Source organism: Embleya sp. NPDC025285 (assembly GCF_055558835.1).
Genome location: NZ_JBVHLU010000127.1, coordinates 1 through 25,614 on the forward strand (window position 1 = coordinate 1; position 25,614 = coordinate 25,614).

21 protein-coding genes are annotated in these 25,614 nt (G+C 71.1%); 5 read left to right on the forward strand and 16 right to left on the reverse strand.

The genetic code is table 11. The features are described 5' to 3' along the window. The first annotated feature begins 164 nt into the window (after window positions 1-164). From ACZ4FV_RS45660 to pgl, 4 genes are read left to right on the forward strand one after another with little or no spacing between them, the layout of a single operon-like run. Window positions 165-1,847: a glucose-6-phosphate isomerase gene (locus ACZ4FV_RS45660; RefSeq protein WP_465326842.1), complete on the forward strand. Its 1,683-nt coding sequence runs from the start codon at window positions 165-167 to the stop codon at window positions 1,845-1,847. Continuing rightward, window positions 1,844-3,400 (forward strand): glucose-6-phosphate dehydrogenase, encoded by a 1,557-nt coding sequence (gene zwf / locus ACZ4FV_RS45665; protein ID WP_395862596.1) that lies wholly within the window; start codon window positions 1,844-1,846, stop codon window positions 3,398-3,400. Before ACZ4FV_RS45660 ends, zwf begins: the two co-directional genes overlap by 4 nt. Further along, complete coding sequence (gene opcA, locus ACZ4FV_RS45670; protein WP_395862594.1) at window positions 3,397-4,563, forward strand: glucose-6-phosphate dehydrogenase assembly protein OpcA; 1,167 nt, start codon at window positions 3,397-3,399, stop codon at window positions 4,561-4,563. Before zwf ends, opcA begins: the two co-directional genes overlap by 4 nt. After that, window positions 4,560-5,315 carry a 6-phosphogluconolactonase gene (pgl, locus tag ACZ4FV_RS45675; RefSeq protein ID WP_465326847.1) on the forward strand — a complete coding sequence of 252 codons (756 nt, stop codon included), beginning with the start codon at window positions 4,560-4,562 and terminating at the stop codon, window positions 5,313-5,315. Before opcA ends, pgl begins: the two co-directional genes overlap by 4 nt. A gap of 238 nt (window positions 5,316-5,553) precedes the next feature. On the opposite strand, the gene ACZ4FV_RS45680 is transcribed toward pgl, so the two are convergent. Further along, window positions 5,554-6,165, reverse strand: coding sequence for a hypothetical protein (locus ACZ4FV_RS45680; protein WP_465326849.1), 612 nt, complete (start codon window positions 6,163-6,165; stop codon window positions 5,554-5,556). Between the two features lie 275 nt (window positions 6,166-6,440). On the opposite strand from ACZ4FV_RS45680, the gene ACZ4FV_RS45685 reads away from it, so the two are divergent. Beyond that, window positions 6,441-7,805 carry a tetratricopeptide repeat protein gene (locus ACZ4FV_RS45685; protein WP_395862589.1) on the forward strand — a complete coding sequence of 455 codons (1,365 nt, stop codon included), beginning with the start codon at window positions 6,441-6,443 and terminating at the stop codon, window positions 7,803-7,805. Window positions 7,806-7,996: 191 nt separating this feature from the next. Here the strand turns inward: ACZ4FV_RS45685 and ACZ4FV_RS45690 are convergent, their stop codons facing one another. The 15 genes from ACZ4FV_RS45690 to ACZ4FV_RS45760 all read right to left on the reverse strand — a co-directional run bounded on the left by ACZ4FV_RS45690 (window position 7,997) and on the right by ACZ4FV_RS45760 (window position 25,492). After that, complete coding sequence (locus tag ACZ4FV_RS45690) at window positions 7,997-8,284, reverse strand: RNA polymerase-binding protein RbpA (protein ID WP_020553570.1); 288 nt, start codon at window positions 8,282-8,284, stop codon at window positions 7,997-7,999. Window positions 8,285-8,493: 209 nt separating this feature from the next. Continuing rightward, the gene (gene secG / locus ACZ4FV_RS45695) at window positions 8,494-8,730 is read right to left on the reverse strand and encodes a preprotein translocase subunit SecG (RefSeq protein WP_026218871.1); all 237 of its coding nucleotides are present in this window, start codon (window positions 8,728-8,730) and stop codon (window positions 8,494-8,496) included. 126 nt (window positions 8,731-8,856) lie between these two features. After that, the gene (locus ACZ4FV_RS45700; RefSeq protein ID WP_465326851.1) at window positions 8,857-9,210 is read right to left on the reverse strand and encodes a hypothetical protein; all 354 of its coding nucleotides are present in this window, start codon (window positions 9,208-9,210) and stop codon (window positions 8,857-8,859) included. Next, window positions 9,207-10,871, reverse strand: coding sequence for a hypothetical protein (locus tag ACZ4FV_RS45705; RefSeq protein ID WP_465326852.1), 1,665 nt, complete (start codon window positions 10,869-10,871; stop codon window positions 9,207-9,209). Before ACZ4FV_RS45705 ends, ACZ4FV_RS45700 begins: the two co-directional genes overlap by 4 nt. Window positions 10,872-11,177: 306 nt before the next feature. After that, a complete protein-coding gene (gene tpiA, locus ACZ4FV_RS45710; protein ID WP_465326854.1) occupies window positions 11,178-11,978 on the reverse strand; it encodes a triose-phosphate isomerase in 801 nt (266 codons plus the stop codon). Between the two features lie 5 nt (window positions 11,979-11,983). Then, a complete protein-coding gene (locus tag ACZ4FV_RS45715; protein ID WP_395862581.1) occupies window positions 11,984-13,171 on the reverse strand; it encodes a phosphoglycerate kinase in 1,188 nt (395 codons plus the stop codon). 118 nt (window positions 13,172-13,289) lie between these two features. Beyond that, on the reverse strand, window positions 13,290-14,294 hold the full coding sequence (gap, locus tag ACZ4FV_RS45720; protein ID WP_402231671.1) for a type I glyceraldehyde-3-phosphate dehydrogenase: 1,005 nt from the start codon (window positions 14,292-14,294) through the stop codon (window positions 13,290-13,292). 198 nt (window positions 14,295-14,492) lie between these two features. Then, a complete protein-coding gene (locus ACZ4FV_RS45725) occupies window positions 14,493-15,089 on the reverse strand; it encodes a hypothetical protein (RefSeq protein ID WP_402231673.1) in 597 nt (198 codons plus the stop codon). A gap of 145 nt (window positions 15,090-15,234) precedes the next feature. Then, complete coding sequence (locus tag ACZ4FV_RS45730; RefSeq protein ID WP_395862577.1) at window positions 15,235-18,360, reverse strand: M14 family metallopeptidase; 3,126 nt, start codon at window positions 18,358-18,360, stop codon at window positions 15,235-15,237. Between the two features lie 281 nt (window positions 18,361-18,641). After that, complete coding sequence (locus tag ACZ4FV_RS45735) at window positions 18,642-19,886, reverse strand: GNAT family N-acetyltransferase (RefSeq protein ID WP_395862576.1); 1,245 nt, start codon at window positions 19,884-19,886, stop codon at window positions 18,642-18,644. Window positions 19,887-20,028: 142 nt separating this feature from the next. After that, on the reverse strand, window positions 20,029-21,009 hold the full coding sequence (gene whiA / locus ACZ4FV_RS45740) for a DNA-binding protein WhiA (RefSeq protein WP_020553580.1): 981 nt from the start codon (window positions 21,007-21,009) through the stop codon (window positions 20,029-20,031). Continuing rightward, window positions 21,000-21,965 carry a gluconeogenesis factor YvcK family protein gene (locus tag ACZ4FV_RS45745; RefSeq protein WP_395862575.1) on the reverse strand — a complete coding sequence of 322 codons (966 nt, stop codon included), beginning with the start codon at window positions 21,963-21,965 and terminating at the stop codon, window positions 21,000-21,002. The genes whiA and ACZ4FV_RS45745 overlap by 10 nt, the downstream gene beginning before the upstream one ends. Then, a complete protein-coding gene (rapZ, locus tag ACZ4FV_RS45750; RefSeq protein ID WP_395862574.1) occupies window positions 21,962-22,855 on the reverse strand; it encodes an RNase adapter RapZ in 894 nt (297 codons plus the stop codon). The genes ACZ4FV_RS45745 and rapZ overlap by 4 nt, the downstream gene beginning before the upstream one ends. A gap of 24 nt (window positions 22,856-22,879) precedes the next feature. After that, entirely contained in the window at window positions 22,880-24,976 is a 2,097-nt protein-coding gene (uvrC, locus tag ACZ4FV_RS45755) for an excinuclease ABC subunit UvrC (protein ID WP_395862572.1), read from the reverse strand. Window positions 24,977-25,015: 39 nt separating this feature from the next. Further along, entirely contained in the window at window positions 25,016-25,492 is a 477-nt protein-coding gene (locus ACZ4FV_RS45760) for a Rieske (2Fe-2S) protein (protein ID WP_465326860.1), read from the reverse strand. Window positions 25,493-25,614: the final 122 nt, after the last annotated feature.

Here is a 25,614-nt window from a genome sequence, read left to right on the forward strand (position 1 = left end):
CCCCCCCCCCCCCCCCCCCCCCCCCCCCCCCCCCCCCCCCCCCCCCCCCCCCCCCCCCCCCCCCCCCCCCCCCCCCCCCCCCCCCCCCCCGGGACGGATACTCCACGCAATCAGGGCATGATTTCAGCACACTCCCACCCCATTAATAGGAGGGCTGACCGCCCGTGGTACACGCAAACGACGAACGCGTGACCGCCGGCGGCGTGGACGTCACCGTTTCCGGTGACCTATCGCACGCCGCCGCAGTCGCCGAAGTCATCACCGCCTGCGTCGTGGACAAGGTGCCCGCGCGCCTGGTCGCCTCCGACGCCACCCTGTGGGGTCCGGAGGCCGAGTCGTTGGCCGCGATCCGGCTGGGTTGGGTCGATCTGCCCGCCTCCTCGCGCGCGCTCCTGCCGCAGCTCGCCGAGCTGCGCGAGCGGCTGAGCGCCGAGGGCCTGGACCACGTGGTCCTCGCCGGCATGGGCGGCTCGTCGCTGGCGCCCGAGGTGATCGCCGCCACCTACGGCAAGAAGCTCACCGTGCTGGACACCACCGACCCCGCCCAGGTCCGCCGCGCGCTCGGCGAGGACCTGGAGCGCACCGTCGTGGTCGTCTCCAGCAAGAGCGGCGGCACGGTGGAGACCGACAGCCACCGCCGCGCGTTCGAACAGGCCTTCCTGGACGAGGGCTTGACCAACGACCAGCTCGCCGGCCGGATCGTGGTCGTCACCGACCCGGGCTCGCCGCTGGAGAACACCGCACGCAACGCCGGCTACACCATCGTGCTCGCCGACCCCAACGTCGGTGGCCGCTACTCGGCGCTGACCGCGTTCGGGCTGGTGCCCAGCGCGCTGGCCGGCGTGGACGTCGAGCAACTCCTCGACGACGCCGCCGCGCTCGCGCCCGCGCTGGCCGGCGACCGGGACAACCCGGGGCTGCTGCTGGGCGCGGTGCTCGGGGCCGCGGCCAACCACGGCCGGGACAAGCTCGTACTCGCCGAGACCGGCGACATCGTCGGCTTCGGCGACTGGGCCGAGCAGTTGATCGCCGAGTCCACCGGCAAGCAGGGCCGGGGCATCCTGCCGGTCGTGGTCGAGGGCGTGGACGCGCCCGGGTTCGGCCACAAGGTGGGCATCGACGCGGTGCGCACCATGATCGGCGCCGAGGAGATCGAACGACCCGACGTCGACCTGCGCGTCAGCGGACCGCTGGGCGCGCAGCTGTTGCTGTGGGAGTACGCGACGGCGATCGCCGGTCGGGTGATCGGCATCGACCCGTTCGACCAGCCGAACGTGCAGGAGTCCAAGGACAACACCGGCGCGCTGCTGACCAAGGCGGGCGACGACGGCCCGCTGCCGGTGGGCACGCCGGCCTTCGTCGAGGGCGCGGTCGAGGTACACGGCGACGCCGCGCTGCTGGAGGGCGCGAGCGACCTCACCGGTGCGCTGCGCGCGCTGCTGGCGACGGTGCCCGACAACGGCTACCTCGCGGTGATGGCCTACCTGGACCGGCTCGGCGACACCGACGCGCCCAAGCTGCGGCCGCTGCTGGCCGAGGCTCTGGACAGCGCGCAGGTCACCTTCGGCTGGGCGCCGCGATTCCTGCACTCCACCGGCCAGTTCCACAAGGGTGGCCCGCCGGTCGGGGTGTTCCTCCAGATCACCGGCGCGAACGCCGAGGACCTGGACGTGCCGGCCAAGCCGTACAGCTTCGGCCGACTGCAACTGGCCCAGGCCCTGGGCGACCTCGGCGCGATCACCTCGCGCGAGCGCCCGGTGCTGCGCCTGCACCTGACCGACCGCGCGGCCGGACTCGGGCAACTGCTCGACGCCACCCGCGCCCTCGTGGACGGAGCGGCTCGATGAGCCCCAAGGCCGCCAAATCCAAGCCGGCCGCGTGGCCGGAGAACCCGCTGCGCGACCCGCAGGACCGCCGACTCCCGCGCATCGCGGGCCCGTCCGGTCTGGTCATCTTCGGCGTCACCGGCGACCTGTCCCGCAAGAAGCTGATGCCGGCGATCTACGACCTGGCCAACCGCGGCCTGCTGCCGCCGGGCTTCGCGCTGACCGGCTTCGCCCGACGCGACTGGGAGAACCAGGACTTCGCCCAGGTCGTCTACGAGGCGGTCAAGGAACACGCCCGGACCCCCTTCCGGGAAGAGGTCTGGCAGCAGCTCTCCGAGGGATTCCGGTTCGTCCAGGGCGAGTTCGACGACGGCAAGGCGTTCGACCAGCTCCGCCAGACGATCGACGAGCTGGACGAGCAGCAGGGCACCCAGGGCAACCACGCGTTCTACCTGTCGGTGCCGCCGAAGGCCTTCCCCGAGGTGGTGCGCCAGCTCAAGGAGCACGGCCTCGCCGATCCCAAGGCCGACTCGTGGCGCCGCGTGGTGATCGAGAAGCCCTTCGGGCACGACCTCAAGAGCGCACGCGAGTTGAACAAGGTCGTCGACGAGGTCTTCCCGCCCGAGGCGGTCTTCCGGATCGACCACTACCTGGGCAAGGAGACCGTCCAGAACATCATGGCGTTGCGCTTCGCCAACACCATGTTCGAGCCGCTGTGGAACCGGTCCTACGTGGACCACGTACAGATCACCATGGCCGAGGACATCGGCATCGGCGGCCGGGCCGGGTACTACGACGGCATCGGCGCCGCGCGCGACGTGATCCAGAACCACCTGCTCCAACTGCTCGCGCTCACCGCGATGGAGGAGCCGGTGTCCTTCGACGCCGACTCGCTGGTCGCCGAGAAGCTCAAGGTGCTCAGCTCGGTCAAGCTGCCCGACGACCTCTCGCGCGGTACCGTCCGGGCCCAGTACACCCGCGGCTGGCAGGGCGGCGAGCTGGCCAAGGGCTACCTCGAGGAGGACGGCATCCCGCCGGACTCGCGCACCGACACCTACGCCGCGATCAAGCTGGAGATCGCCAACCGCCGCTGGGCGGGCGTGCCGTTCTACCTGCGCGCGGGCAAGCGGCTGGGGCGCCGGGTCACCGAGATCGCGGTGGTCTTCCAGCGCGCGCCGCACCTGCCCTTCGACGCCACCGCGACCGAGGAACTGGGGCAGAACGCCCTGGTCATCCGGGTGCAGCCGGACGAGGGCATGACGGTCCGGTTCGGCTCCAAGGTGCCCGGCACCGCGATGGAGGTGCGCGACGTGAACATGGACTTCGCGTACGGCGAGTCGTTCACCGAGTCGAGCCCGGAGGCGTACGAGCGACTGCTGCTCGACGTCCTGCTCGGCGACGCGCCGCTGTTCCCCCGGCACGAGGAGGTCGAGCTGTCCTGGAAGATCCTCGACCCGATCGAGGAGCACTGGGCGCAGCACGGCAAGCCCGAGCCCTACGTGTCCGGGACCTGGGGTCCCGACGCGGCCGACGAGATGCTCGCACGTGACGGACGGAGCTGGCGCCGCCCATGATGATCGATCTGACGGACACCAAGTCGAGCAAGATCAATGCCGCACTGGTGGAGGCCCGCCGAGGAATGGGCAGCCCCACTCTCGGCATGGTGCTCACCCTGGTCATCGTCACCGACGAGGCCAACCAGTACGACGCGATGAAGGCCGCGAGCACCGCCGCCCGCGAGCACCCGTCCCGGATCCTGGTGGTGATCGGCCGCCCCGGCCAGGAGATCAGCCCCCGGCTGGACGCCGAGGTCCGGGTCGGCGACTCGGGTGTGGGCGAGACCGTACTGCTGCGCATGCACGGCGAGTTGGCCAACCACGCCGAGTCGGTCGTGCTGCCGCTCCTGCTGCCGGACGCGCCGGTCGTGGTGTGGTGGCCCGGTCGGGCGCCGGAGGTGCCGAGCAAGGACCTGCTGGGCGCGCTGGCCACCCGCAGGGTGACCGACGCCGCCGCGCCGCCGCGCCGGGCCGATGTGCTGCGTCTGCGCGCGAGCGCGTACACGCCGGGCGACACCGACCTGGCCTGGACCCGGACCACGCCGTGGCGCAGCCTGCTGGCCGCGGCGCTGGACCAGAAGTACAGCCGGATCCTGCGCGCCAAGGTCGGCGCCAAGGCGGGCAACCCGAGCGCGGAACTGCTCGCGCTGTGGCTGACCGACCGGCTCGAGGTCGACGTGGAGCGGGTGGAGACCGGCGGTCCCGGGATCACCTCGGTGACGCTGGTGACCGAGGACGGCGAGATCGTGATCGACCGCCCGGACGGGATGATGGCGTCGTTGTCCTCGCCCGGCCAGCCGGACCGCGTGGTCGCGCTCAAGCGCCGCGAGGCCTCCGACCTGGTCGCCGAGGAACTGCGCCGGCTGGACCCGGACGACGTGTACGCGGCGACCCTGGCCCGGGCCGCGCTGGAGGCGGCGCGCGATCCCTCGCCGGGCTCGTTCACCGAACCTCCGGTGTCGCAGACGCCGGTGCGGGACGTGGAGCGCGCCGAGGAGGGCGAGGCGCCGCGCCCGAAGGCGACCAAGGACCTCGGTACGGCTCCGCCGCTCAAGCGCACGTCGAGCGCTGCGGCGACCAAGCCGGTCGCCACCCGCAAGGCCGTCGACAAGGGCGAGGCCGCCGCGGCCAAGCCCGCCGCGCCGCGCACCCCCCGGAAGAAGAAGGACGGCGGCGCGTGAGCGCGCACGGGCCGGTACGGGTGCACGCGGACACCGTGCTGATGGCCAAGGCGGCGGCGACCGGGCTGATCCAGCGGGTCGCGGACGCCCAAGCCGAGTTCGACGTCGCGCACCTCGTGCTGACCGGTGGCCGCAACGGCAACGCGCTGCTGCACGAGTTGTCGCTCACGCCCACTCTGGGCGCGATCGACTTCGACCGGCTGCACATCTGGTGGGGCGACGAGCGCTTCCTGCCGGCCGGTCACCCCGACCGGAACGAGACGCAGGCGCGCGAGGCGTTGCTGGACACCGTCCCGGTGGTGCCGGAGCTGGTGCACGCGATGCCGGCCAGTGACGGTCCGGACGGCGACGACGTGGACGCGGCGGCGCGGCGCTATGCCGCCGAACTGGCCGCCGCCGCGTCGGACGGCGCGTCGGTGCCGGCGTTTACGCTGGCCATGTTCGGGGTCGGCCCCGACACGCACGTGGCGTCGCTCTTCCCGGGCTTCGCCGCGACGGCGGAGTCGGTGCGCACGGTGGTCGCCGTACGCGAGGCCCCCAAGCCGCCGCCGACCCGGATCACCCTGACCTTCCCGGCGATCCGAGCGGCGCACGAGGTGTGGCTGCTCGCCGCGGGCGAGGACAAGGCGGACGCGGTCGCCACGGCCCGGACCTCCACGGACGCCACGAAGACCCCGGCGGCCGGGGCCTACGGCACGGGCGCGACGTTGTGGCTGCTGGACCGGGCGGCGGCGGCGAAGCTGCCCGAGTAGATCGAAGCGGCTTCGGCCGTGGGCCGGTTGGGAACACGGGGTGGGGCGGGAGCCGGTCGGCTCCCGCCCCACTTTTTCGCAGGTGCCGTGCGGGTCCGGGCGGGCCGTCCGCCATCGCCGCGGCACGCCGGCCCGTCTTCGTCGCCGCGGAGTTCCACGGGTCGATGGTGTCCTCTCGAGGTCGACCCGGGCACGTCCACCCGCCGGCTCCCGCGTCACGATCGCACCCGCGTCCCGCTCAGGAGTGGAAGATCTCCTTGATGTCGGTGATCTCGTTCGCCGCGTTCAGGGTGATGTCGTACGTGCCGTTGGACGAGCACAGGTTGTCGCCGTCGGTCTGGTGGGACAGGCACTTGTCGATGTGCTCCCAGATCTGGCCGATGTACTCCGCCTTCCGCGCCGGCGGGCCGGCGAAGGTGCCGGTGGCCTTCGGGGCGAACAGCAGCGGCGTCTGCTCGGCGCCGACCGGCTCGTAGTGGCCGTCGTTGGGATCGCAGACGAACTTGGTGTTCTTGTAGTACAGCGAGCCCTTGGTGGGCAGCTTGGTCGGATACACGATCTTGTGGCCGGGCTTGGCCGCGGGCGGCGGGCCACAGTCCTCACCCGGTTCGCCGCTCGCCCCGCCCGTCGACGGCTCGGCGGACTTCGGCGCCTGGGTGCGCGCCGGGCCGGAGGCGGTGGGACCGCCGCTGGGCGCGAGTGCCACCACCTGTGCCGTGGCGGCCGGCGTGTCGGCCGCCTTCGGCGTGTCCTTCTTGTCCTTGTCGTCCGCGTCACACGCGACCAGCGCGAGCGCGGCGACCGTCGCGGCGGTGATTCCGCCCCACATCCTGCGAGTCGTCGGATACATCGAACCCCCTGTACGCCGGGCGCCGAGCGCCCGCACTTCGATGGAACTCGCACACATTAGCGATCTTGGAATCTCGCCATACGTGAACCAACACGCGTAAGGTAAAGGTAACCTCAAGATAACTACCGACTCTGGTAAAATCGCGCTCGGTGGACATCTCGTCACCACACGGACGAGCCGACCGTGGCCGGATCCGCACCCGTTCGGCCCCGTCGGCGGCCCGCTCGCGATAGCGTCACGCGGAGGTCTTCGGGACCAGAGGCGAGGTGGGACCCGTGCGGTTCGGATGGCTGCGGCGCCATGAGCGTCACCTGGAGGAATACCGGCACCGGCGCGAGCAGGCGTCGCCGTGTCCGGGCCGTGCCACGCCCGAAACCCCGCCCGCCGCGCCCTCCTTCGCCGAATTCGCCCGCCGCGAGGGACACAATCCGGCCGAACCGGAATCGAATCCGCCGGGCGGCACCGGCCCGCCGGCCGAGTCCGACGACGCCGAGGCCACCCGGGCACGGATGCTCACCGAGAAGGCACAGCAACTGACCCGGGCCGGCCGGCACGCGGACGCGGCGGCACCCGCCCGCGCCGCGGTGCGGATGCTGGGGGCGTTGGCCGGCAAGGACCACCACCGGCACGGTCCCGCGCTGGTCGGCGGGTTGCGCGCGTTCGCCGCCGTGCTGGCGGCCGACGGCCGGGCCGAGGACGCGGTCAAGGTGGCCACCAGCGCCACCGAACACGCCCGCCGACTGGCCGCGCTCGACCACCGCGCACACCGCCCGCTGCTCGCGGTGGCGCTGCGCGAACTCGGCGCGCGGCTCGGCGACCACGGCGACGAGTCGGCGGCGCTGGGCGCGCTGCGCGAGTCGGTCCAGGTGTTCCGCACGCTCGCCGCCCAGGCGCCCGAGCGACATCGCGCCGAACTGGCCATGTCACTGGACGAACTCGCCGGTCGACTGGCCGCCACCGGAGGCACCGAGGCCGCGCTAGCCGCGTTCACCGAGGCCGAACGGCTGCTCGGGATCGGCCCCCCGCAGGCCCGCCAGGCCGCCGTACTGCTGCGCCACGCGACCCTGCTCGCCCGGCTCGGCCGAGGTCCCGAGGCGATCGCGCTGGCCACCGACGCGGTCGAGGTCCGCCGGGGCCACGCGGGCGCCGAGCACGCCCCGGCCGGCCGCCGCGAGGACGAACTCGCCGCGTCCCTGCAGAGCCTGGGCCTGCTGCACAGCGCCGGCGGCGCGCACGACGAGGCGGTGGACGCGCTGGAGGAGGCGGTCCGGCTGCGAGCCCGACGGGTCAGGGCCGACCCGGTGCTGGCCCGCCGCCCCGAAGTCCCGGTCACCTACGCGCTGTACGGCATCGTCCTGGTCGCCGCGGGCCGGCCCGCCGACGCCGTCCCACCCCTTGCCGCGGCACTGGGCGTGGGCACCGCGCTGAACCTGGACCGGGTCTCCGACCTGGCCGGCGACACCCTGGTCCGAGCGCATCGCGCCGACCCGGAGGCGGTCCGCAACCGCTGGATCGCGGCCACCGGTGAGGAGTTGCCCGCCTGGATCGAACGCGGCCAACGCCCGCTCCCGCAGCAGGCCAACCGCCGCCAGGTGCAGCACCGCCCCGAACCCCGCGAGGCGCTGCCCGTCCACGACTGACCTCGCGCGGCGCCCCTGCGGCCCACGACGAAGGCGCACGACAAAAGAGCCGCCGGGAGCGGCGACGCACCCGAAGGTGTATCGCCGCTCCCGGCGGCTCACCCACGACGGCCTACGGCCGTACGTGTGGGTCGAGACTCACCGACTCCTCGCGACTCGCCGACGTGCCGACTCGTCGAGGCTCGGAAAACTCAGAGCTCGCCGCGCAGCTTCGCCAGCGCCTCGGCGAGGATCGCCTCGCCGTCGGCATCGCTGCGACGCTCGCGCACATAGGCGAGGTGCGTCTTGTAGGGCTCGGTACGCGGGGCGTCCGGCGGGTTGTGCTGGTCCTGCCCGGCGGGCAGGCCGCAGCGGGGGCAGTCCCACGTCTCGGGGACCTGAGCGTCGGTCGCGAAGCTCGGCTGCGTCTCGTGCTTGTTCGCGCACCAGAAAGAAATACGGAGACGTGGGGCTGCTTCGCCGCGCTCTGCCTCCCCCATCGGGCCGGCGCCGACCCGACTCCCACGGATGGCGTTGCCACTTGCCACGGTAAAAACTCCCCTTGGTCCTTGAGGTCGCGCCCCCGTTGCGCGGCTTGGCGTCCAGTGTACGTGCGCCCCGCGCAAGGTTGAACCGAGCGGTGGGCCTTTTCCGACAGTCCGTCAGAAAGGCCACCGCGCGGGTGGAAACAGCGGCCGAACCGGCGCTGTCAGTACGTGTTCTTGAGCAGCAGACCGAGTACGACGATCGTCACGAACCAGCACACACCGACGATGATGGTCATGCGGTCGAGGTTCTTCTCGACGACGGACGAACCGCCGAGCGAGGAGGACATGCCGCCGCCGAACAGGTCGGACAGGCCGCCGCCCTTGCCCTTGTGCAGCAGCACCAACAGCACCATGAGCAGGCTGAAGACGATCAGGGCGATCGAGAAACCGGTGACCACGGCCGGGCCCAACTCCTTCTGGCGGAACGCGGGGGCCGAGGATTCCCGGCCATCGGACAGAGTACGCTGCCGCGCCCCGCATGTGGGAGCCGTGCGCCCCTTCGGCTAATCCGGCGGATCATACTATTACGGTCGACCGGGCTCGGACCCCTCCCCCGGCGACCCGTGCCCTCGGGGCTCCTGCCCGGCATCGCCGGCCGGCTCCGGAGCGGCCGGATCCACGTCGCCGGTGTCCTCGACCTCCACGTCGTGGCCGGTGCCGCCGACCAGCGCACCCGTGCTGGTCAGCGGGTGCCCGGGATCGGTGCCGCGGGACCCGCGCGCGGAGCCGCTACGACGCACCGCGACGCGGTTGTCGCCACCGGCGACGATCGCGCCGGTGTTGGTCACCGGGCCACCCGACAGGCTGATCCCGTCGTTGCCGCGCGGCTCGTCCTCGTTCTCGTCCGGTTCGTCGGCATGCGACGCGGAATCGTTCACGTGGTACCTCCCGGTGTCGATCGTGCGCCCGATCCGGCCGCACCGGAACCCCGTACGGACGCCTGATTGCCCCGCCCGGCGACGATCGCGCCGCTGTTGTTCAGATCACCCGAGACGTGCTGGATGACGCCGTTGTTCAGGACCAGCTCGTTGCGCTGCCGATACTCGGTCACGTCCACGTGCCGGCGCTGGAGGAAGTCCAGCACGAACACGGTGAACTTGCGCTCGATCAGCTTGAGGTACTTCTCCGCGTCCGAGTTCTGGAAGAACGTCGCGTAGTTCGCCGACGCGCCCAACTCTCGCACCGACGCCCGGGCACCCCGGTCCACCGGGAGGTTGCGCGCCGCGCGCTCCTCCGCCGCGCGCAGATTGCCCGACCGGCGCCACCACGAGGCCCACACCCGCATCAGTCGACCCGCCGAGGAGACCATCAGCCCCGGCGCATCCACCAGCGAACGGCCGAACGCGCCCCACAACGTCGCCGCGTCGGCGGTGTGCAGCCACTCGTCGGCCACGTGGTAGTCCGGCCGGATCGGCGGCAGCACCAACTCGTGCAGTTCGGTGTACAGCAGTCGGCCGTCCATGGTGAAGCGGATCAGTACCGAGACCACCACCTCCTGCGACCACGTGCCCACCCGCACGCACAGGTACCGCCGGGTGGCCTCGGCCGGCGGCGGCACCGCGCCGCCGGTCACCCCGCTGCTGAACTCGTGCATCTGCACGCTCAGTCCGGACAACCGGTGCCGGCCCTCCTCGGACCGGGCCAGTTCCTCGAACGACGCGCAGATGGCGCTGGTCAACTCCTCGACGGTGAACGGCGTGAACGCCTTCGTCCCGCCGGACGGGCGCGCCGCCTCCAGCACCGAGGGCTCCGCGCCGCGCAACTCGACCGGGAAGGTCCAGCTCTCCACCAGTTCACCCGCGCCGACGAACGGCAGGTATCCGCTGTAGCGCACCGTGGAGGGAATCGGCGGGCCGGTCGGGAGCGTCCCGACCGAGCCGCCCACCGGCGCGTGCGTCGGGCGCGGCGGCAACACCTCGGCCAGGGCCCCCTGGAGGGTTCCCGGCGGGACCGGCGTCGCGTCGCCGGCCGGTGGCTCGGCCGGCATCCAGGTCCGCCCCGGCCCCAGGTCCGTGACCACGGTGGCCCGCTGCTGCATGCGCTCGATCCACACCACGAACACCACGACCGCGTAGGTGGGCAACACCGTCGCCGCCAGCGTGCCGCCGGACGGGAAGCCGCCCTCCCCGCCCGCGACGTACAACATCAACCCGAACAGCAACGCCGCCACCCAGGACACCTGCGCCGCGGCCCGGGTCCGGAAGTCGCGGACGCCACCGCCGCCGGCGACCCCGGTGCGCACCGTCAGCAGCCCGACGATGACCACGATCGCGAGCCAGAACAAGCCGGGCGCGAACCCGAAGCCGATCAGGAACATCACCGCGGGCACCAGGAACGCGATCACATCGCGCAGGATCCGCCGCCGTCGAGCGGCCAACGCGTGTTCCAGGACCGCCTGTTCGTTGTATCCGTAGGACGGCGCCCGGTCGCGGTGGGCGTTCTCCCACAGTTCCTCGATCACCCGGGCGGCGAACCGCTCGTCGATCTCCGCACCCGTGCACAGATACCGCGTCGCTCCGGTATCCCCTGTTCTGGACATGTCTGGAAATGACACCCGGACCCCCTGGGGTCGGCCGACCGAAACGCCCTGGAGGGGCGACTACCGGCCACTTGGCGATGACTTATGGTCAGGTACCGGTTACGCGAGGGGCAAGCGGATTGGAAATACTTACGTGTGGTTTATGAGGAACGAGCGATTCCGGCCGGCGGCCGGATCGCGGACGGTCCGGCGAACCCGTGCGGACGCCCCGGACGGTCCCGAACAGGCGCCTTGGGACATGGCGGAGGCCCGGAGCGATCTCCCGCTCCGGGCCTCCACCGCGGGTCACCCGCGAGCGCGCGACCGCTAGGCCTTCTGCTCCTGGTAGCGGACGATCTGCGCGAACTCCTCGGCCGCCAGGCAGGCGCCGCCGACCAGGCCGCCGTCCACGTCCGGCTGCGCCATCAGCCCCGCCACGTTGCCGGGCTTCATCGAACCGCCGTACAACACCCGGACCCGGTCCGCGAGTTCCGGCGTGTACAGCTCGGCGAGCTTGCCCCGGATCGCCGAGCACACCTCCTGCGCGTTCTCCGGAGTGGCCACCTCGCCCGTGCCGATCGCCCAGACCGGTTCGTACGCGATCACCACGGACTCGGCCTGCTCGGCCGTGATGCCCTTGAGCGCACCCTCGACCTGCGCGAGCGTGTGGGCCACGTGCTCGCCCGCCTTGCGCACGTCCAGGCCCTCGCCGACACAGACGATCGGCACCAGGCCGCTGCGGTACGCCGCGTGCGCCTTCGCGTTCACCAGCGCGTCGTCCTCGGCGTGGTACTGCCGCCGCTCGGAGTGCCCGACCAGCGCGTACGTGCAGTTGAGCTTGGCCAGCATCGCGCCGGAGATCTCGCCGGTGTAGGCGCCGCCCACGTGCTGCGAGATGTCCTGCGCGCCGTAGGTGAACCGGAGTTTGTCCGCGTCGACCATGGTCTGCACCGAGCGCAGGTCGGTGAACGGCGGCAGCACCGCGACCTCGACCCGGTCGAAGTCCTTGTCGTTCAGGGTGAAGGCGAGCTTCTGCACCAGGGAGATGGCCTCCAGGTGATTCAGGTTCATCTTCCAGTTGCCCGCCATCAGCGGGATGCGACCGGAGTTGTTCTTGACGGCAGACATCGGGTTCAGCCCTCCAGGGCTTCGAGGCCGGGCAGGGACTTGCCTTCGAGGTACTCCAGGCTCGCGCCGCCGCCGGTCGAGATGTGACCGAAGGCGTTCTCGTCGAAGCCCAGCGTGCGGACGGCCGCGGCCGAGTCGCCGCCGCCGACCACGGTGAACGCGTCGGAGTCGATCAGGCCCTGCGCCACCGCGCGGGTGCCGTGGCTGTAGGGCTCCATCTCGAACACGCCCATCGGGCCGTTCCAGAAGACCGTCTGCGCGTCCGCGAGCTTGTCCGCGAACAGTTCGCCGGACGCGGGGCCGATGTCCAGACCGAGCCGGTCCGCCGGGATCGCGTCGGCGGAGACCACCGCGTGGTCCGCGTCGGCCGCGAACGCGGTGGCCGCGATCACGTCGACCGGCAGCACGAACTCCACGCCGTTCGCCTCGGCCCGCGCGAGGTACTCGCGGACCCGGTCGAGCTGGTCCTTCTCCAGCAGCGACTTGCCCACCTCGTGGCCCTGGGCGGCCAGGAAGGTGAACACCATGCCGCCGCCGACCAGGATCCGGTCCGCCTTGTCCAGCAGGCTGTCGATGACGCCGAGCTTGTCGGACACCTTCGAGCCGCCCAGGATCACCGCGTACGGACGCTGCACGTCGTCGGTGAGCCGCTTGAGCACGTCCAGCTCGGTGGCGATCAGGCCGCCGACCGCGTGCGGCAGTCGGGCCGGCACGTCGTACACCGAGGCGTGCTTGCGGTGCACCGCACCGAAGCCGTCGCCCACGTACACGTCGGCGAGCTCGGCGAGGCGGTCCGCGAAGGCGCCGCGCTCGGCGTCGTCCTTGGCCGTCTCGCCCGGGTTGAAGCGCAGGTTCTCCAGCAGCGCGACCCGGCCGTCGGCGAGCTTGCCGACCGTGGCCTGCGCGCTCTCGCCGACCGTGTCGGTCGCGAACGCCACGTCGGCGCCCAGCAGTTCGCCCAGCCGCCCGGCCACCGGCGCGAGCGAGTACGCGGGCTCGGGAGCGCCCTTGGGCCGACCCAGGTGCGAGCACACGATCACCTTGGCGCCGCGGTCGACCAATGCCTTGATGGTCGGCACGCTCGCCCGGATCCGGCCGTCGTCGGTGATACGTCCGCCGTCGAGCGGGACGTTGAGGTCGGCGCGCACCAGGACGCGCTTACCGGATACGTCGATGTCGTCGATGGTCTTCAAGTTCGACTCGTCCTCGGATGTCGAAGAAACGGGTGGGGTAGCGCAAGAAACGGGCCCGAGTGACGACGTGTCACCCGGGCCCGCATCGTCAAGCGTTATCGGTGCGTGTACCGCACCCTCAGAGCTGACCACCGATGTAGCCGACCAGGTCGACCAGGCGGTTGCTGTAGCCCCACTCGTTGTCGTACCAGCCGACGACCTTGACCTGCTTGCCCTGGGCCATGGTCAGGCCCGAGTCGAAGGTGCACGAGGACGGGTCGGTCACGATGTCCGAGGAGACGATCGGGTCCTCGGTGTAGGTGAGGTAGCCCTTGAGCGAGCCCTCGGCGGCCTTCTGGAAGGCGGCGTTGACCTCGTCGCGGGTCACCTCGCGCTCCAGCTCGACGACCAGGTCGGTGACCGAGCCGGTGGGAACCGGGACGCGCATCGCGATGCCGTCCAGCTTGCCCTTGAGCTCGGGGATGACCAGGGCGGTGGCCTTGGCGGCACCGGTCGAGGTCGGGATGATGTTGGTCGCGGCGGCCCGCGCGCGGCGCAGGTCCGAGTGCGGGAAGTCCAGGATGACCTGGTCGTTCGTGTACGCGTGGACCGTGGTCATCATGCCCTTGACCAGGCCGAAGTTCTCCAGGAGAACCTTGGCCATCGGCGCGACGCAGTTGGTCGTGCAGGAGGCGTTCGAGATGATCGTGTGCGCGGCGGCGTCGTACTTCTCGTGGTTGACGCCCATCACGATCGTGACGTCCTCATTCTTGGCCGGAGCCGAGATGATGACCTTCTTCGCGCCGGCCTCGATGTGCTTCTTGGCCTTCTCGGCGTCCGTGAAGATGCCGGTGGACTCGATCACGATGTCCGCACCCAGCTCGCCCCAGGGCAGCGCGGCCGGGTCACGCTCGGCGATGACCTTGAAGGTCTTGTCGCCGACGGTGATCGCGTCGTCGGTGTAGGTGACCTCGTGGCCGATCCGGCCGAGGATGCTGTCGTACTTCAGCAGGTGGGCCAGGGTCGCGATGTTCGTGAGGTCGTTGACCCCGACGATCTCGAAGTCCGCGCCCGAGGCCAGCGCCGCGCGGAAGAAGTTGCGGCCGATACGGCCGAATCCGTTGATGCCTACCCGGATCGTCACGAACCGATCTCCTCTGTCGAACGCCGAATGCCCTGATGGTGAATGGCCGAGGAGATGGTCAGTGGAATCTGCGATATCCCCGGCCATGTCCGACCCTACCGTGACGCCCCGGGCACCTCCACGCAGGCTTGCTGCACAAGACGCCCGGAGCCGTACGGACCATCACAAAAACGGATCAACGGGCGCTCGATATCGCGGTCACTTCTCGCCGACGGTCTTGGTGATACCGAAGCCGCCGAACAGCGCGAAACCGTAGATCAGCACGTCGAAGAACCCAAGTTCGTCCTTCCACTCCCGAAAGATCTCGTTGCTGAATTCGCGCACTGCGGTGAGCACCGAGATGTCCAGGCTGTCGGCGCCGTCGATGGTGATCTGAGTGAGTTGCCCGAGCGCGACGCCCAGGATCGCCAGTCCGGCACCGACGAACGGCAGCACCGGATCGGCGGCACCGATTCGGCCGAGCACGAACGCGATCAGGGCCGCGACGCCCAGACCGAACCAGTTGCTCTCGATGCCCGCCTTCGCGGTGATCACGCCGTACAGCCCGGCGGCCAGCAGCATCGCGACGACTCCGGCCAAGACGGCCAGGCCCGGCTTTCCCTGCCGGCGCGGCGGCACCGGCGGCGGGCCGCCGTACGGACCGGGACCGAACGGCCCGGGCGGACCCGGCTGTTGCTGCCACTGCCCCTGGCCCGGTTGCGGCCCCCACTGCCCCTGGCCCGGTTGCGGCCCCCACTGCCCCGGGCCGGGCTGCCCCTGCGGCGGCCCCCAGGGGCCGGGCGCGTTGTTGCTCAAGGTGATTCCCCCCGAATAAAAACTCGCACACGCGGGAACTCGCGTGTGCGCAGAGACGTTAATGGCCCCCGACGGAGGAGTCTCCGCCGGGGGCCATCGTTTGGCTACCGCTTTTCGCCGATCACCACATCGTGATCATCGGCTCCTACTTGTACAGCTCCCGCAGGATCCGGTCGACGACCACCTTGCGGTCCTCGGCCGAGGCCAACTGCTCCAGGCCGAAGCCGAAGAGCATGGTGTCGTCGGTGGCGATCACCGACGAACCGAACGCGGCCTGGCTGCGGCTGAAGCCGACGAGCGCGAGGTCACCGGGCGGCGGGCCGGCCAGGGCCCACGGACCCAGACCGGTCTCGAAGCCCTCGGCGTCCACGACGCCGGCGCTGGTGGTGACCTTGGTGTCGTCCACGAACAGGCCGGTGCCACCGGTGTTCGAGTCGCTCACGTACGAGATCGAGACCTCGATCTTCTTGCCCGCGTACGCGGACAGGTCGAACGCGACCGGCTTCCAGCCACCCGAGTTGCCGGTGAAGGAGTTCCACGCGCCGGTGGTGCCGGTGCTCAGGCACTTCGGGGTAGTCACCGTCAGGTAGTGCCGCAACTGCGTGTGGGTCCGGACGAAGTCGCCACCCTCACAGGAGGTGGGCGGCCTGGTGCTGGTCGCGCCGTTGAGGTCGGGCAGCGTCGTCCAGTCGTCGGCGCCGACCGTGTGGGCCTCCACGATCGCGTGGTCCCACTCGCGCTCGGTGTCGTACGAGAACTGCGCGGTGAGCTTCGCCGCGTCCGCCGCCGACACCCCGGTGAGGTCGATCGTGCGGGTCAGTCGCTTGTACGCGTTGTCCGAGTGCAGGCCGTTGATGTACCACGAGCCCTCGGCCGGCGAGTACGGCCCGGACGTGTTGCCCGAGTAGGTCGCCACCGAACGGCTGTCGAACATCGGGAACTGCTCCGGCGTCAGGATCGCGCTGGTGGGCAGGAAGCCGCCCGCCTCGTTCAGCGGGTTGCTCGCCGTGCCCGGCAGCGGCTTGTCGACACCCTGCAGCGGCGGGGCCGAACCGACCACGCCGGTGGCGCCGTTGGTCGCCGACCGGTCGTACGCGCCCAGCCAGTACTGGCTGAAGTCGTCCGAGACGATCAGACAGTCGCCGGCCGCGTCGGCGGTGACCTTGCAGGGCTGGTCGGGGTGCCCGTTCAGGCCGTAGTAGATGCCGCCGCCCGCCGCGCTGCGCAGGGGACCGTAGTAGGCCGCGGTCTCGCCGAGGAAGGCCAGCTTGCCGCCCTCGTTGAGGAAGTCGCGCACGTTGATGGTCACGTCCTGGACCACCGGGGTGACCTGGGCGTCCTGGACCGGCTCACCGAAGAAGTCGGTGTTCTCCCGGGCCGCGTCCTGGGTCAGTCGGTTGTCGCCGAGGTACCAGAACACCCCCTTGAAGTGCGAGAGCACGCCGAGGTGATGCGGTGCGCCGAGCTTGTCGACGTCGTACACCGCCGCCTTGATGCCGTTGGCCGCCAGCGCGTCCACGTACTGCCGGGCGTACTTGGGGCCGACCGTGTTCGGCGGGTAGGTCGGGTTGACGCCCTTGTAGTCCTCGTTGGCCAGGACCAGCGTCTCGGTCTTCTCGGCGATGCCGCTCTCCACCGTGAAGGTGAAGCGATCGCTCTCCACCTTGCCGGTGCCGGCCTTGTCGCCGGTGAACCACACCTCGATCCGGTCACCGGTACGCACGTTCTTGATGTCGCCGCGGTACTCGGCGTAGTAGTCCGAGCCCTGCTCGCCGTACCGCTTGCCGCCCTTCCACTCCTTGACGCCCGCGGTCTTGGTCGGGCCGCCGTTGACGCGGTAGTTGAGCTTGCGGTTGGTCAGCGCACGCTTGGCGATCACCGCGACGGTCTGGTCGTCGTGGTCCTCGGCGTAGGAGTGCGCGAACCGGTCGGCCACCAGGTCGGGGGCCTTGCGCCCGACCGAGGAGATCGGGTCGTCCGGGTCCTTGGCCGACTTGGCGATCGAGAGCGCGAACGCCTGGTTCTTGGCGTACTCCATCCCGACCAGCGTCTCGTCGTTCGGGAAGCTGAAGATGCTGCCGCAGTTCTCCACCGTGTACGGGTCGTCCGGCAGGTAGCCGGCGGCCGTGGCGCACGTGGACATCTCCGGGGTGAACGACAGCGTCTTGTACGCCTCGTTCATCTGCCCGTCGGTGTCGCCGTTGGTGGTGTACAACTCCGCCGACAGGTCCGGGTCGAAGTCCGGGACCGCCGGGTGCTCGTCGTCGCCGGCGAGCGCGATCATGATCTCGTCGTCGGGGCTGGGTGTGGCCACCTGCGAGCCGACGCCGTACAGGATCAACTGCGCGGCGGAGTGGTAGTTGACCACGAACTCCGCCTTGATGCGCTTGGCGAAGTTCTGGATGGCCTGGGTCTCCGGCTCGGAGGCCGGAGCGGTGCCCCGGTAGGTCTCGTTCAGCGGGTCGGGCGAGGAACCCTCGTTGTCGTAACCCCACTTGTAGTCGAAGTTGCGGTTGAGGTCGACGCCGTCGCCGGCGGTGATCACACCGTCGCCGTTGTTGTCGCGCAGGTTCTTGCGCCACAGCCGCTGGCCGGTCTGGAAGGTCCAGTCGTAGCCGTCGGGGTTGGCCGAGAGCACGAACCACAGCTCGTTCTCCGAGACCAGCTTGGTGGCCTCGTCGTCCGTGCCGTAGCCGTCCACGTAGTGGTGCAGGAGCCGGCGGGTCATCTCCGGCGTGATCCACTCACGCGCGTGCTGGTTGGACATGTACAGCACGCCGGGCTTGGATCCGTCCGCGCTGGTCCGGACGTTCTTGGTCACCTTGACCGCGAGGATGTCCTGGCCGAGCACGGTCTTGCCGATGCTGACGGTCTTGGCGATGTCGGGGTGGTCCTTGGCGATCTGGACCAGCTCCGCGCCGAGGCCGCCGGGGCCGCTGTACTTGCGGAAGACGCCCGCCGCGGCGGGCGCGGCCTGCCGGTTCTGGACCTGGGACTTCGCCTCCAGGGCAATGCCGGCGGCACGCAGCTTGGCGGCCTGGGCATCCCCCAGGACCACGTCCAGCTTGGCCTTGCCGTCGGCTGCCTTGGTCACCTGGGTCTCGTGTCGGTCCACGCCGAGGTCGAAGATCTGCTTCAACTGCGCGGCGTCGGCCGTGACGGAATAGGACTGCGGACCGCTGTCGCCCGCCGGAGGAAGTTTCGCTTCCGGCGGCGCACTGGTCACTTCGGGATAGGAGACCGGTTTGTCGGCGGGTGCCGCGGTACTCACCGGCGCTGCGGTCAACAGACCGAGCGCCAGTGAGAGCGCCGCGATTCCCGTCGTTCCGATCCGGACTCGTGTGGTGGTGCCCCTGGAACGATGACGCCTCATCGACCCCCCAGTCGTGTGGTCGGCGTGCATAGGGACGGCGCGAAATCACGACCTAAGGGACGGAACGTGACTCCTGCGCCCGGGTGTTGCGCATGCTACGGCAACTACCGTGTGGTACACGAGACCTGACGGACGGTCATATTCGGTCGAAGCTACGCGCTTTTTAACCCGCATTGTGGTCAGAACCAGTCGGGGCACCACGGCTCGCGCGGCGTCCGCAACAGGGCCTCGGCACGCTCGGCCGCACCGGGCGTGCGCTCGGATATGCGGTCGGCGACGGCGAGCCGTACCGGCGACCCCGAACCCAGGTACAGCGCGCCCAGCGTCGAGGCGTCCAGGACCAGGTCGGCCGGGTCGCCGGTGGGTACACATCGCGCGTCCTCGGCCGCGCCGTCGATCGCGAACCGACCCGCGGCGTAGCCCATGTCGTCGCGCACCTCGACCACGAGCCGGTCGCGGGCGCCGTACGTGCGGGCCGAGAACGCGGCGGGCACGTCCAGGATCCGCGCCCACACGAAGTCACGGCGCGACTGCGTGGTGATCGCCCGCGGGTCCCGCACCAGCATCGGCAACAACTCGTCGGGACTGCGGTCGGGGCCCTCGATGCGCTCGACGTAGTCGACGCTCGCACAGAACCGCCACAGCGCGATCTCCGCCGCCGGGGTGAGCGCGAGCAGCGAGTCCACGGTCAGCGTGACCTTGGGTACGAACTCGTCCCAGTGGTCGTCGGTGCGATAGCTCACCAGTCCGGCGACCTTGCCGGAGGGATCGCGGTACACCGCGTGGAAGCGCGGCGGCACCGGGTTCATCGGCAACGAGACCAGACCGGTGTACATCTTCCACCACAGCGGGGTGCGGCCGATCGCGCCGGGCCGCAGCGGGCGGAACTCCTCGTGCAGCGGCGGACCCAGCTCGGCCACCTCCTCGGCGGAGACCAGCTCGATCCGGGCGCCGGGCTCCACCGGCGCGTCCGGCACGAAGTCGGTGCGCACCGCGTCCAGGGTCAGCTTCTGGTACTCGGTGGCCGCTCCGAAGCCGAACCGGCCGTAGATCCGGTACTCGGCGGCGATCAGGATGGCCAGCGCCTCGCCGCGCGCGGCGGAGTCCGCCAGGTCCAGGCCCATCATCTCGGTGAGCAGGCCTCGGCGGCGGTGCGTCGGCGAGACGGTGACGTTGGTGATCGCCGAGACCGGCACGATCGCGCCGCCGGGCACGGTCAGACCGGTGGCGAAGCTACGGAAGGTACCGACACAGCGTCCGCCGTCGAAGGCGCCGCGCGTACGGGCGAAGTCGGCCCGCTCGCGCCAGTGCTCGATCCGCTTCTCCCGAGTCTCCTTGGCATCGTCGGGAACCCGGAGAAAACCGATGCCGACGGCGTCGGTCCAGGGGATGATCTCGTCCTCGCCGATCGTGCGGATGTCCACTGCGGTGGTTCCTTCCTCGCGTGTGCGGCCTCCCTCCGACTACGGACGAAGGCGCCGACCCGGAGACCCTACGTCTCGCGGTTCGACGCCTTCGAGTGGTTTTCGGGTGCGCCGGTCCACATCCGGGCCGGTCGGGACCGGATCAGGACACGAGTATGTCCACCGACAGGCCCGCGTCCGTGCCGGGCATGCCCAACTCGCCCGCGCGCTTGTCGGCCATCGCGAGCAACCGACGGATGCGACCCGCGACCGCGTCCTTGGTCAGCGGCGGCTCGGCCAGCCCGCCGAGCTCCTCCAGGGACGCCTGCTTGTGGTCCAGCCGCAGCTTGCCGGCCGCGGCCAGGTGCTCCGGGACCTCCTCGCCGAGGATCTCCAGGGCCCGCTGTACGCGCGCGCCCGCCGCGACGGCCGCGCGGGCCGAGCGGCGCAGGTTCGCGTCGTCGAAGTTGGCCAGCCGGTTCGCGGTGGCCCGCACCTCGCGGCGCATCCGCCGCTCCTCCCAGGCCAGCACGCTCTCGTGCGCGCCGAGCCGGGTGAGCAGCGCGCCGATCGCGTCGCCGTCGCGGACCACCACGCGGTCCACGCCGCGCACCTCGCGCGACTTGGCCGCCAGGCCCAGCCGACGGGCCGCGCCGACCAGCGCGAGGGCCGCCTCCGAGCCGGGGCAGGTCACCTCCAGGGCCGAGGAACGGCCGGGTTCGGTCAGCGAGCCGTGTGCCAGGAACGCGCCCCGCCAGGCGGCCTCCGCGTCACAGGTCGCGCCGGAGACGACCTGGGGCGGGAGACCCCGCACCGGGCGCCCGCGCGCGTCCAGCAAGCCGGTCTGCCTGGCGAGCTGGTCGCCGCCGACGGCGACCCGGACCACGTAGCGGCTGCCCCGCCGCAGCCCGCCGGGGGCCACCACCACCAGGTCCGAGCTGTGCCCGTAGACCTCCAGGATGTCCTTGCGCAGGCGGCGCGCGGCCATCGCCGTGTCCAACTCCGCCTCGATGACGATCCGCCCGCCCACGATGTGCAGTCCGCCCGCGAAGCGCAAGAGCGCGGAGACCTCCGCCTTGCGACAGCACGACCGGGTGACCGGGAGGCGGCTGAGCTCGTCCTTCACTGCTGCCGTCATCGCCATGGAGCGATCCTTTCACGATCGACGAAGATCCGGCCGTAGGCTGCGGCCAACCGTTCGGGGTCGTGTCGCGGGGAGCCGTCGACCGCCGAAACGGGGGCCAAGTGGACGTGTCCACCGAGCGCCGCCGTGGCCCGTTCCAGGCCCGGTACGTCCTCCACACGGTCGCGGTCGCCGAGGACGATGTCAAAGGTCAGTCCCGGCGCGTGCGCGGCCAGTACCTCCAGGTGCTGCTGCGGCGAGAAGCCCGCCGTCTCACCCGGCTGCGGGGCCAGATTCAGCGCCAGCAGCCGTCTGGCCTTGGTCTCCACCAGGGCCGTCGCCAACTCGGGAACGAGCAGGTGGGGCAATACCGAGGTGAACCAGGAACCGGGCCCGACAACCACCCAATCGGCGTCACGAACCGCCGCGACCGCCTCCGGCACGGCGGGCGGATCGCCCGGCAGCAGCCGGATCCCGCGCACGTCGCCCGGGGTCACCGCGACCTGCGCCTGCCCGCGCACCACCGACACCTCGTCCGGCCGGGCCGGGTCGTGCCCGGCCACGTCCGCCTCGATGTCCAGCGGGACCGCCGACATCGGCAACACCCGCCCGTGCGCGCCGAGCAGCCGCCCCATCCAGTCCAGCGCCGCGATCGGGTCGTCCATCAGTTCCCACAGGCCGACCAGGAGCAGGTTGCCGACCGCGTGTCCGTTCAGCTCGCCCTCGCGGCGGAACCGGTGCTGGATGACCCGGCTCCAGGTCACCCCCCACTCGTCGTCGCCGCACAGCGCGGCCAGCGCCATCCGCAGATCGCCGGGCGGCAACACGCCCAGGTCCTTGCGCAGCCGCCCGCTGGAGCCGCCGTCGTCGGCGACCGTGACGATCGCCGTCAGGTCGTCGGTGAGCCGGCGCAGTGCCGCCAGCGAGGCCGAGAGCCCGTGTCCGCCGCCCAAGGCGACCACCTTGGGGCCGCTCATTCCCTGCCCATGTCGCGGTGCACGAGCACGGTGTCCAGACCGTCCTCGGTGAGCCGGCGGGCCAGTCGCTCCGCCATCGCCACGCTGCGGTGCTTGCCGCCGGTGCAACCCACCGCGAGCGTCACATAGCGCTTGCCCTCGCGGCGGTAGCCCTCGGTGACGATGTGCAGCAGCTCGGCGTAGCGGTCCAGGAACTCCTTGGCACCGGTCTGGTCGAACACGTAGCGGCTGACCGCCTCGTCCATGCCGGTGTGCGGACGCAGCTCCGGAATCCAGTGCGGGTTGGGCAGGAAGCGGCAGTCGACCACCAGGTCGGCGTCCACCGGCAGGCCGTACTTGAAGCCGAAGGACATCACGGTGGCCCGCAACTGCGGCTCCCCGGACCCGGCGAACCGGTCGTCCATCCGCGCGCGCAACTGGTGCACGTTGAGGTCGGACGTGTCGATCACCAGGTCGGCCTCGCCGCGCAGCTCGCGCAGCAGTTCGCGCTCGCGGGTGATGCCGTCCGGGATCCGCCCGTCGCCCTGGAGCGGGTGCGGCCGGCGCACGCCCTCGAAACGACGCACCAGGACGTCGTCGGAGGCCTCCAGGAAGACGATCCGCCGCACCACACCGGCCGCCTCCAACTCGCTCAGCGCCGAGCGCAGGTCGTCGAAGAAGGTACGACCGCGCACGTCCACGACGACCGCTATCCGCGCGACCGCACCCTGGGTACGGGCCCCGAGGTCGACCATCGCCGGGATCAGCGACGGCGGCAGGTTGTCCACCACGAACCAGCCGAGGTCCTCCATGCCCTTGGCGGCGGTACTGCGACCGGCACCCGACATGCCGGAGATGATCACCAGCTCCGGAGTGCCCTCGACCTCTGCGTTCGTGATCTCGGTACTCATGCGTCCCCCCGGTGCGTGCCGCACCTACGGCTGGGCGAGTTCAACGCTTCCTCCTGCTGTTTCCTGCCTCGGGGGTACAACCGGGACCGCCTCATCGGCTTCGACAACCTCATCCACCGCAACAACGGCGTCGTCTTCAATGATCTCGCCCGTCGCGGTGTTCACCGCCGGCGCCGCGGGCGCCCGCGCGGCGAGCGACGCCACGATCGCCGCCGCGGTGGCGCGGCCGATCCCGGGCACCTCGGTGATCTGCTCGATGGTCGCCGTGCGCAGCCGCTTGAGCGAGCCGAAGTGCGCGAGCACCGCCTTGCGACGGGTCTCGCCCAGCCCCGGGATGTCGTCGAGCGCGCTCGCCGTCATCGCCTTGGACCGCTTGGAGCGGTGATAGGTGATCGCGAAGCGGTGCGCCTCGTCGCGGATGCGCTGGAGCATCAGCAACGCCTCGCCGCTGCTGCGCGGGAGCACGACCGGGTCGTCCTCGCCGGGCACCCAGACCTCTTCGAGCCGCTTGGCCAGCCCGCACACGGTGACGTCGACCACGCCGGCCTCCTCCAGGGCCCGCACGGCGGCGGCGACCTGGGGCTGACCGCCGTCGACCACGATCAACTGCGGTGGGTAGGCGAACCGCTTGGGCTTGCCGGTCTCCGGATCGATCGGACCGGTGTTCTCCGCGTCGTCCGCGCCGTCCACGCCGCCGTCGGCCGCGTCCGTGGCCGCGTCGCGCGCGAGGTCGGACCGGTACCGCCGGAACCGCCTGGTGAGCACCTCGTGCATCGCCCTCGGGTCGTCCTGCCCCTCGAACGACTTGATCGCGAAGCGCCGGTACTCGCTCTTGCGCGGCAGACCGTCCTCGAAGACCACCATCGAGGCGACCACCTCGGTGCCCTGCAGGTGCGAGATGTCGAAGCACTCGATGCGCAGCGGCGCGGTGTCCATCTCCAGCGCCTCGGCCAGTTGTTGGAGCGCGAGCGAACGTGCGGTCAGGTCGCCGGCCCGGCGCAGCTTGTGCAGGTTCAGCGCCTGCGCGGCGTTGCGCTGCACGGTCTCCTGAAGCGACTTCTTGTCGCCGCGCTGCGGCACCCGCAGCTCCACCTTGGCGCCGCGCAACTCGCACAACCACTGGGTCAGCGCCTCGGTGTCCGCGGGCAGCGCGGGCACCAGCACCTCGCGCGGCACCGCCTCGCCGCGTTGTTCGCCGTAGAGCTGCTGGAGGAAGTGTTCGACCAGGTCGGCGGTGTCCACGTCCTCGACCCGCTCGGTGACCCAGCCGCGCTGACCGCGCACCCGGCCGCCGCGCACGTGGAAGATCTGGACGGCGACCTCGAGTTCGTCCTCGGCCAGCGCGATCACATCCGCGTCGGTGCCGTCGCCGAAGACGATCGCGTTCTTCTCCAGCGCCCGGGTCAGCGCCGTTATGTCGTCCCGCAGCCGGGCCGCCTTCTCGTACTCCATCGCCTGCGCGGCCCGCTTCATCTCCCGCTCGACGCGCTTGATGTAGGGGCCGGTGCGGCCGGCCATGAACTCGCAGAAGTCCTCGGCGAGCGCGCGGTGGTCCTGCGCGGAGATCTTGCCGGTGCACGGCGCCGCGCACTTGCCGATGTAGCCGAGCAGGCACGGCCGGCCGGTGCGGTGGGCGTTCTTGAACACGCCGGCCGAGCAGGTACGCACCGGGAACACCCGCAGCAGCAGGTCGAGCGTCTCGCGGATGGCCCACGCGTGCCCGTACGGGCCGAAGTAGCGCACGCCCTTGCGATGCGGACCGCGCATCACCTGCGCTCGGGGGAACTCCTCATTGAGGGTCACCGCGAGCGAGGGGTAGCTCTTGTCGTCGCGGTACTTGACGTTGAACCGCGGGTCGAACTCCTTGATCCAGGAGTACTCCAGTTGGAGTGCCTCGACCTCGGTGCCGACCACGGTCCAGTCCACCGCCGCGGCGGTGGTGACCATGCTCTGGGTGCGCGGGTGCAGGTTGGCCAGGTCCTGGAAGTAGGACGAGAGCCGGGCACGCAGGTTCTTCGCCTTGCCGACGTAGACCACGCGCCCGTGCTCGTCGCTGAACCGGTACACACCGGGCGACGTCGGGATCTGGCCGGGAGCGGGCCGGTACGACGACGGGTCCATTTCTCCACCCTATGTGCTGGCTCCAACAGATTTTCGCGGTCAACCCACGACGATCTCACCGTTCGCGACCGCGACCGGCAGCGGCGTCAGGCCGCGCCTGGCGGGCCGGCGAACGACGGAGCCGTCGTTCATCGAGAACTGGCTGCCGTGGCACTGGCACTGGATGACACCCTGGTCGACCTTGGTGACCAGACACCCCTGGTGCGGACAACGGGCGTCGAACGCCTTGTAATCGTCCTTGGCCGGCTGGGTGACCACGATCGAGGTGTCGGTGTACACCTTGCCCTTGCCGACCGCCACGTCCTCGGACCGACCCACCGTGACCGGTCCGTCCAGCAGCTTCTTCTCGTGCGGCGACGCGGCCTGGTTGTCCGCGGTGCACGCGCTCAGGCCGAGCCCGGCGGCGCCGACCGCGCCGACCACCGCGGCCCCCCGCAGCAGCGTGCGCCGGTCCGGTCCGTGATCGCCCTGCGGGTCGGTCTCGGTCTCGGTCCGGGGCTGCTGCTGCGCGGTCATGCGGGATCTCCTTGTGAACGGTGACGCCGGTGGGGGGGGGGGGGGGGGGGGGGGGGGGGGGGGGGGGGGGGGGGGGGGGGGGGGGGGGGGGGGGGGGGGGGGGGGGGGGGGGGGGGGGGGGG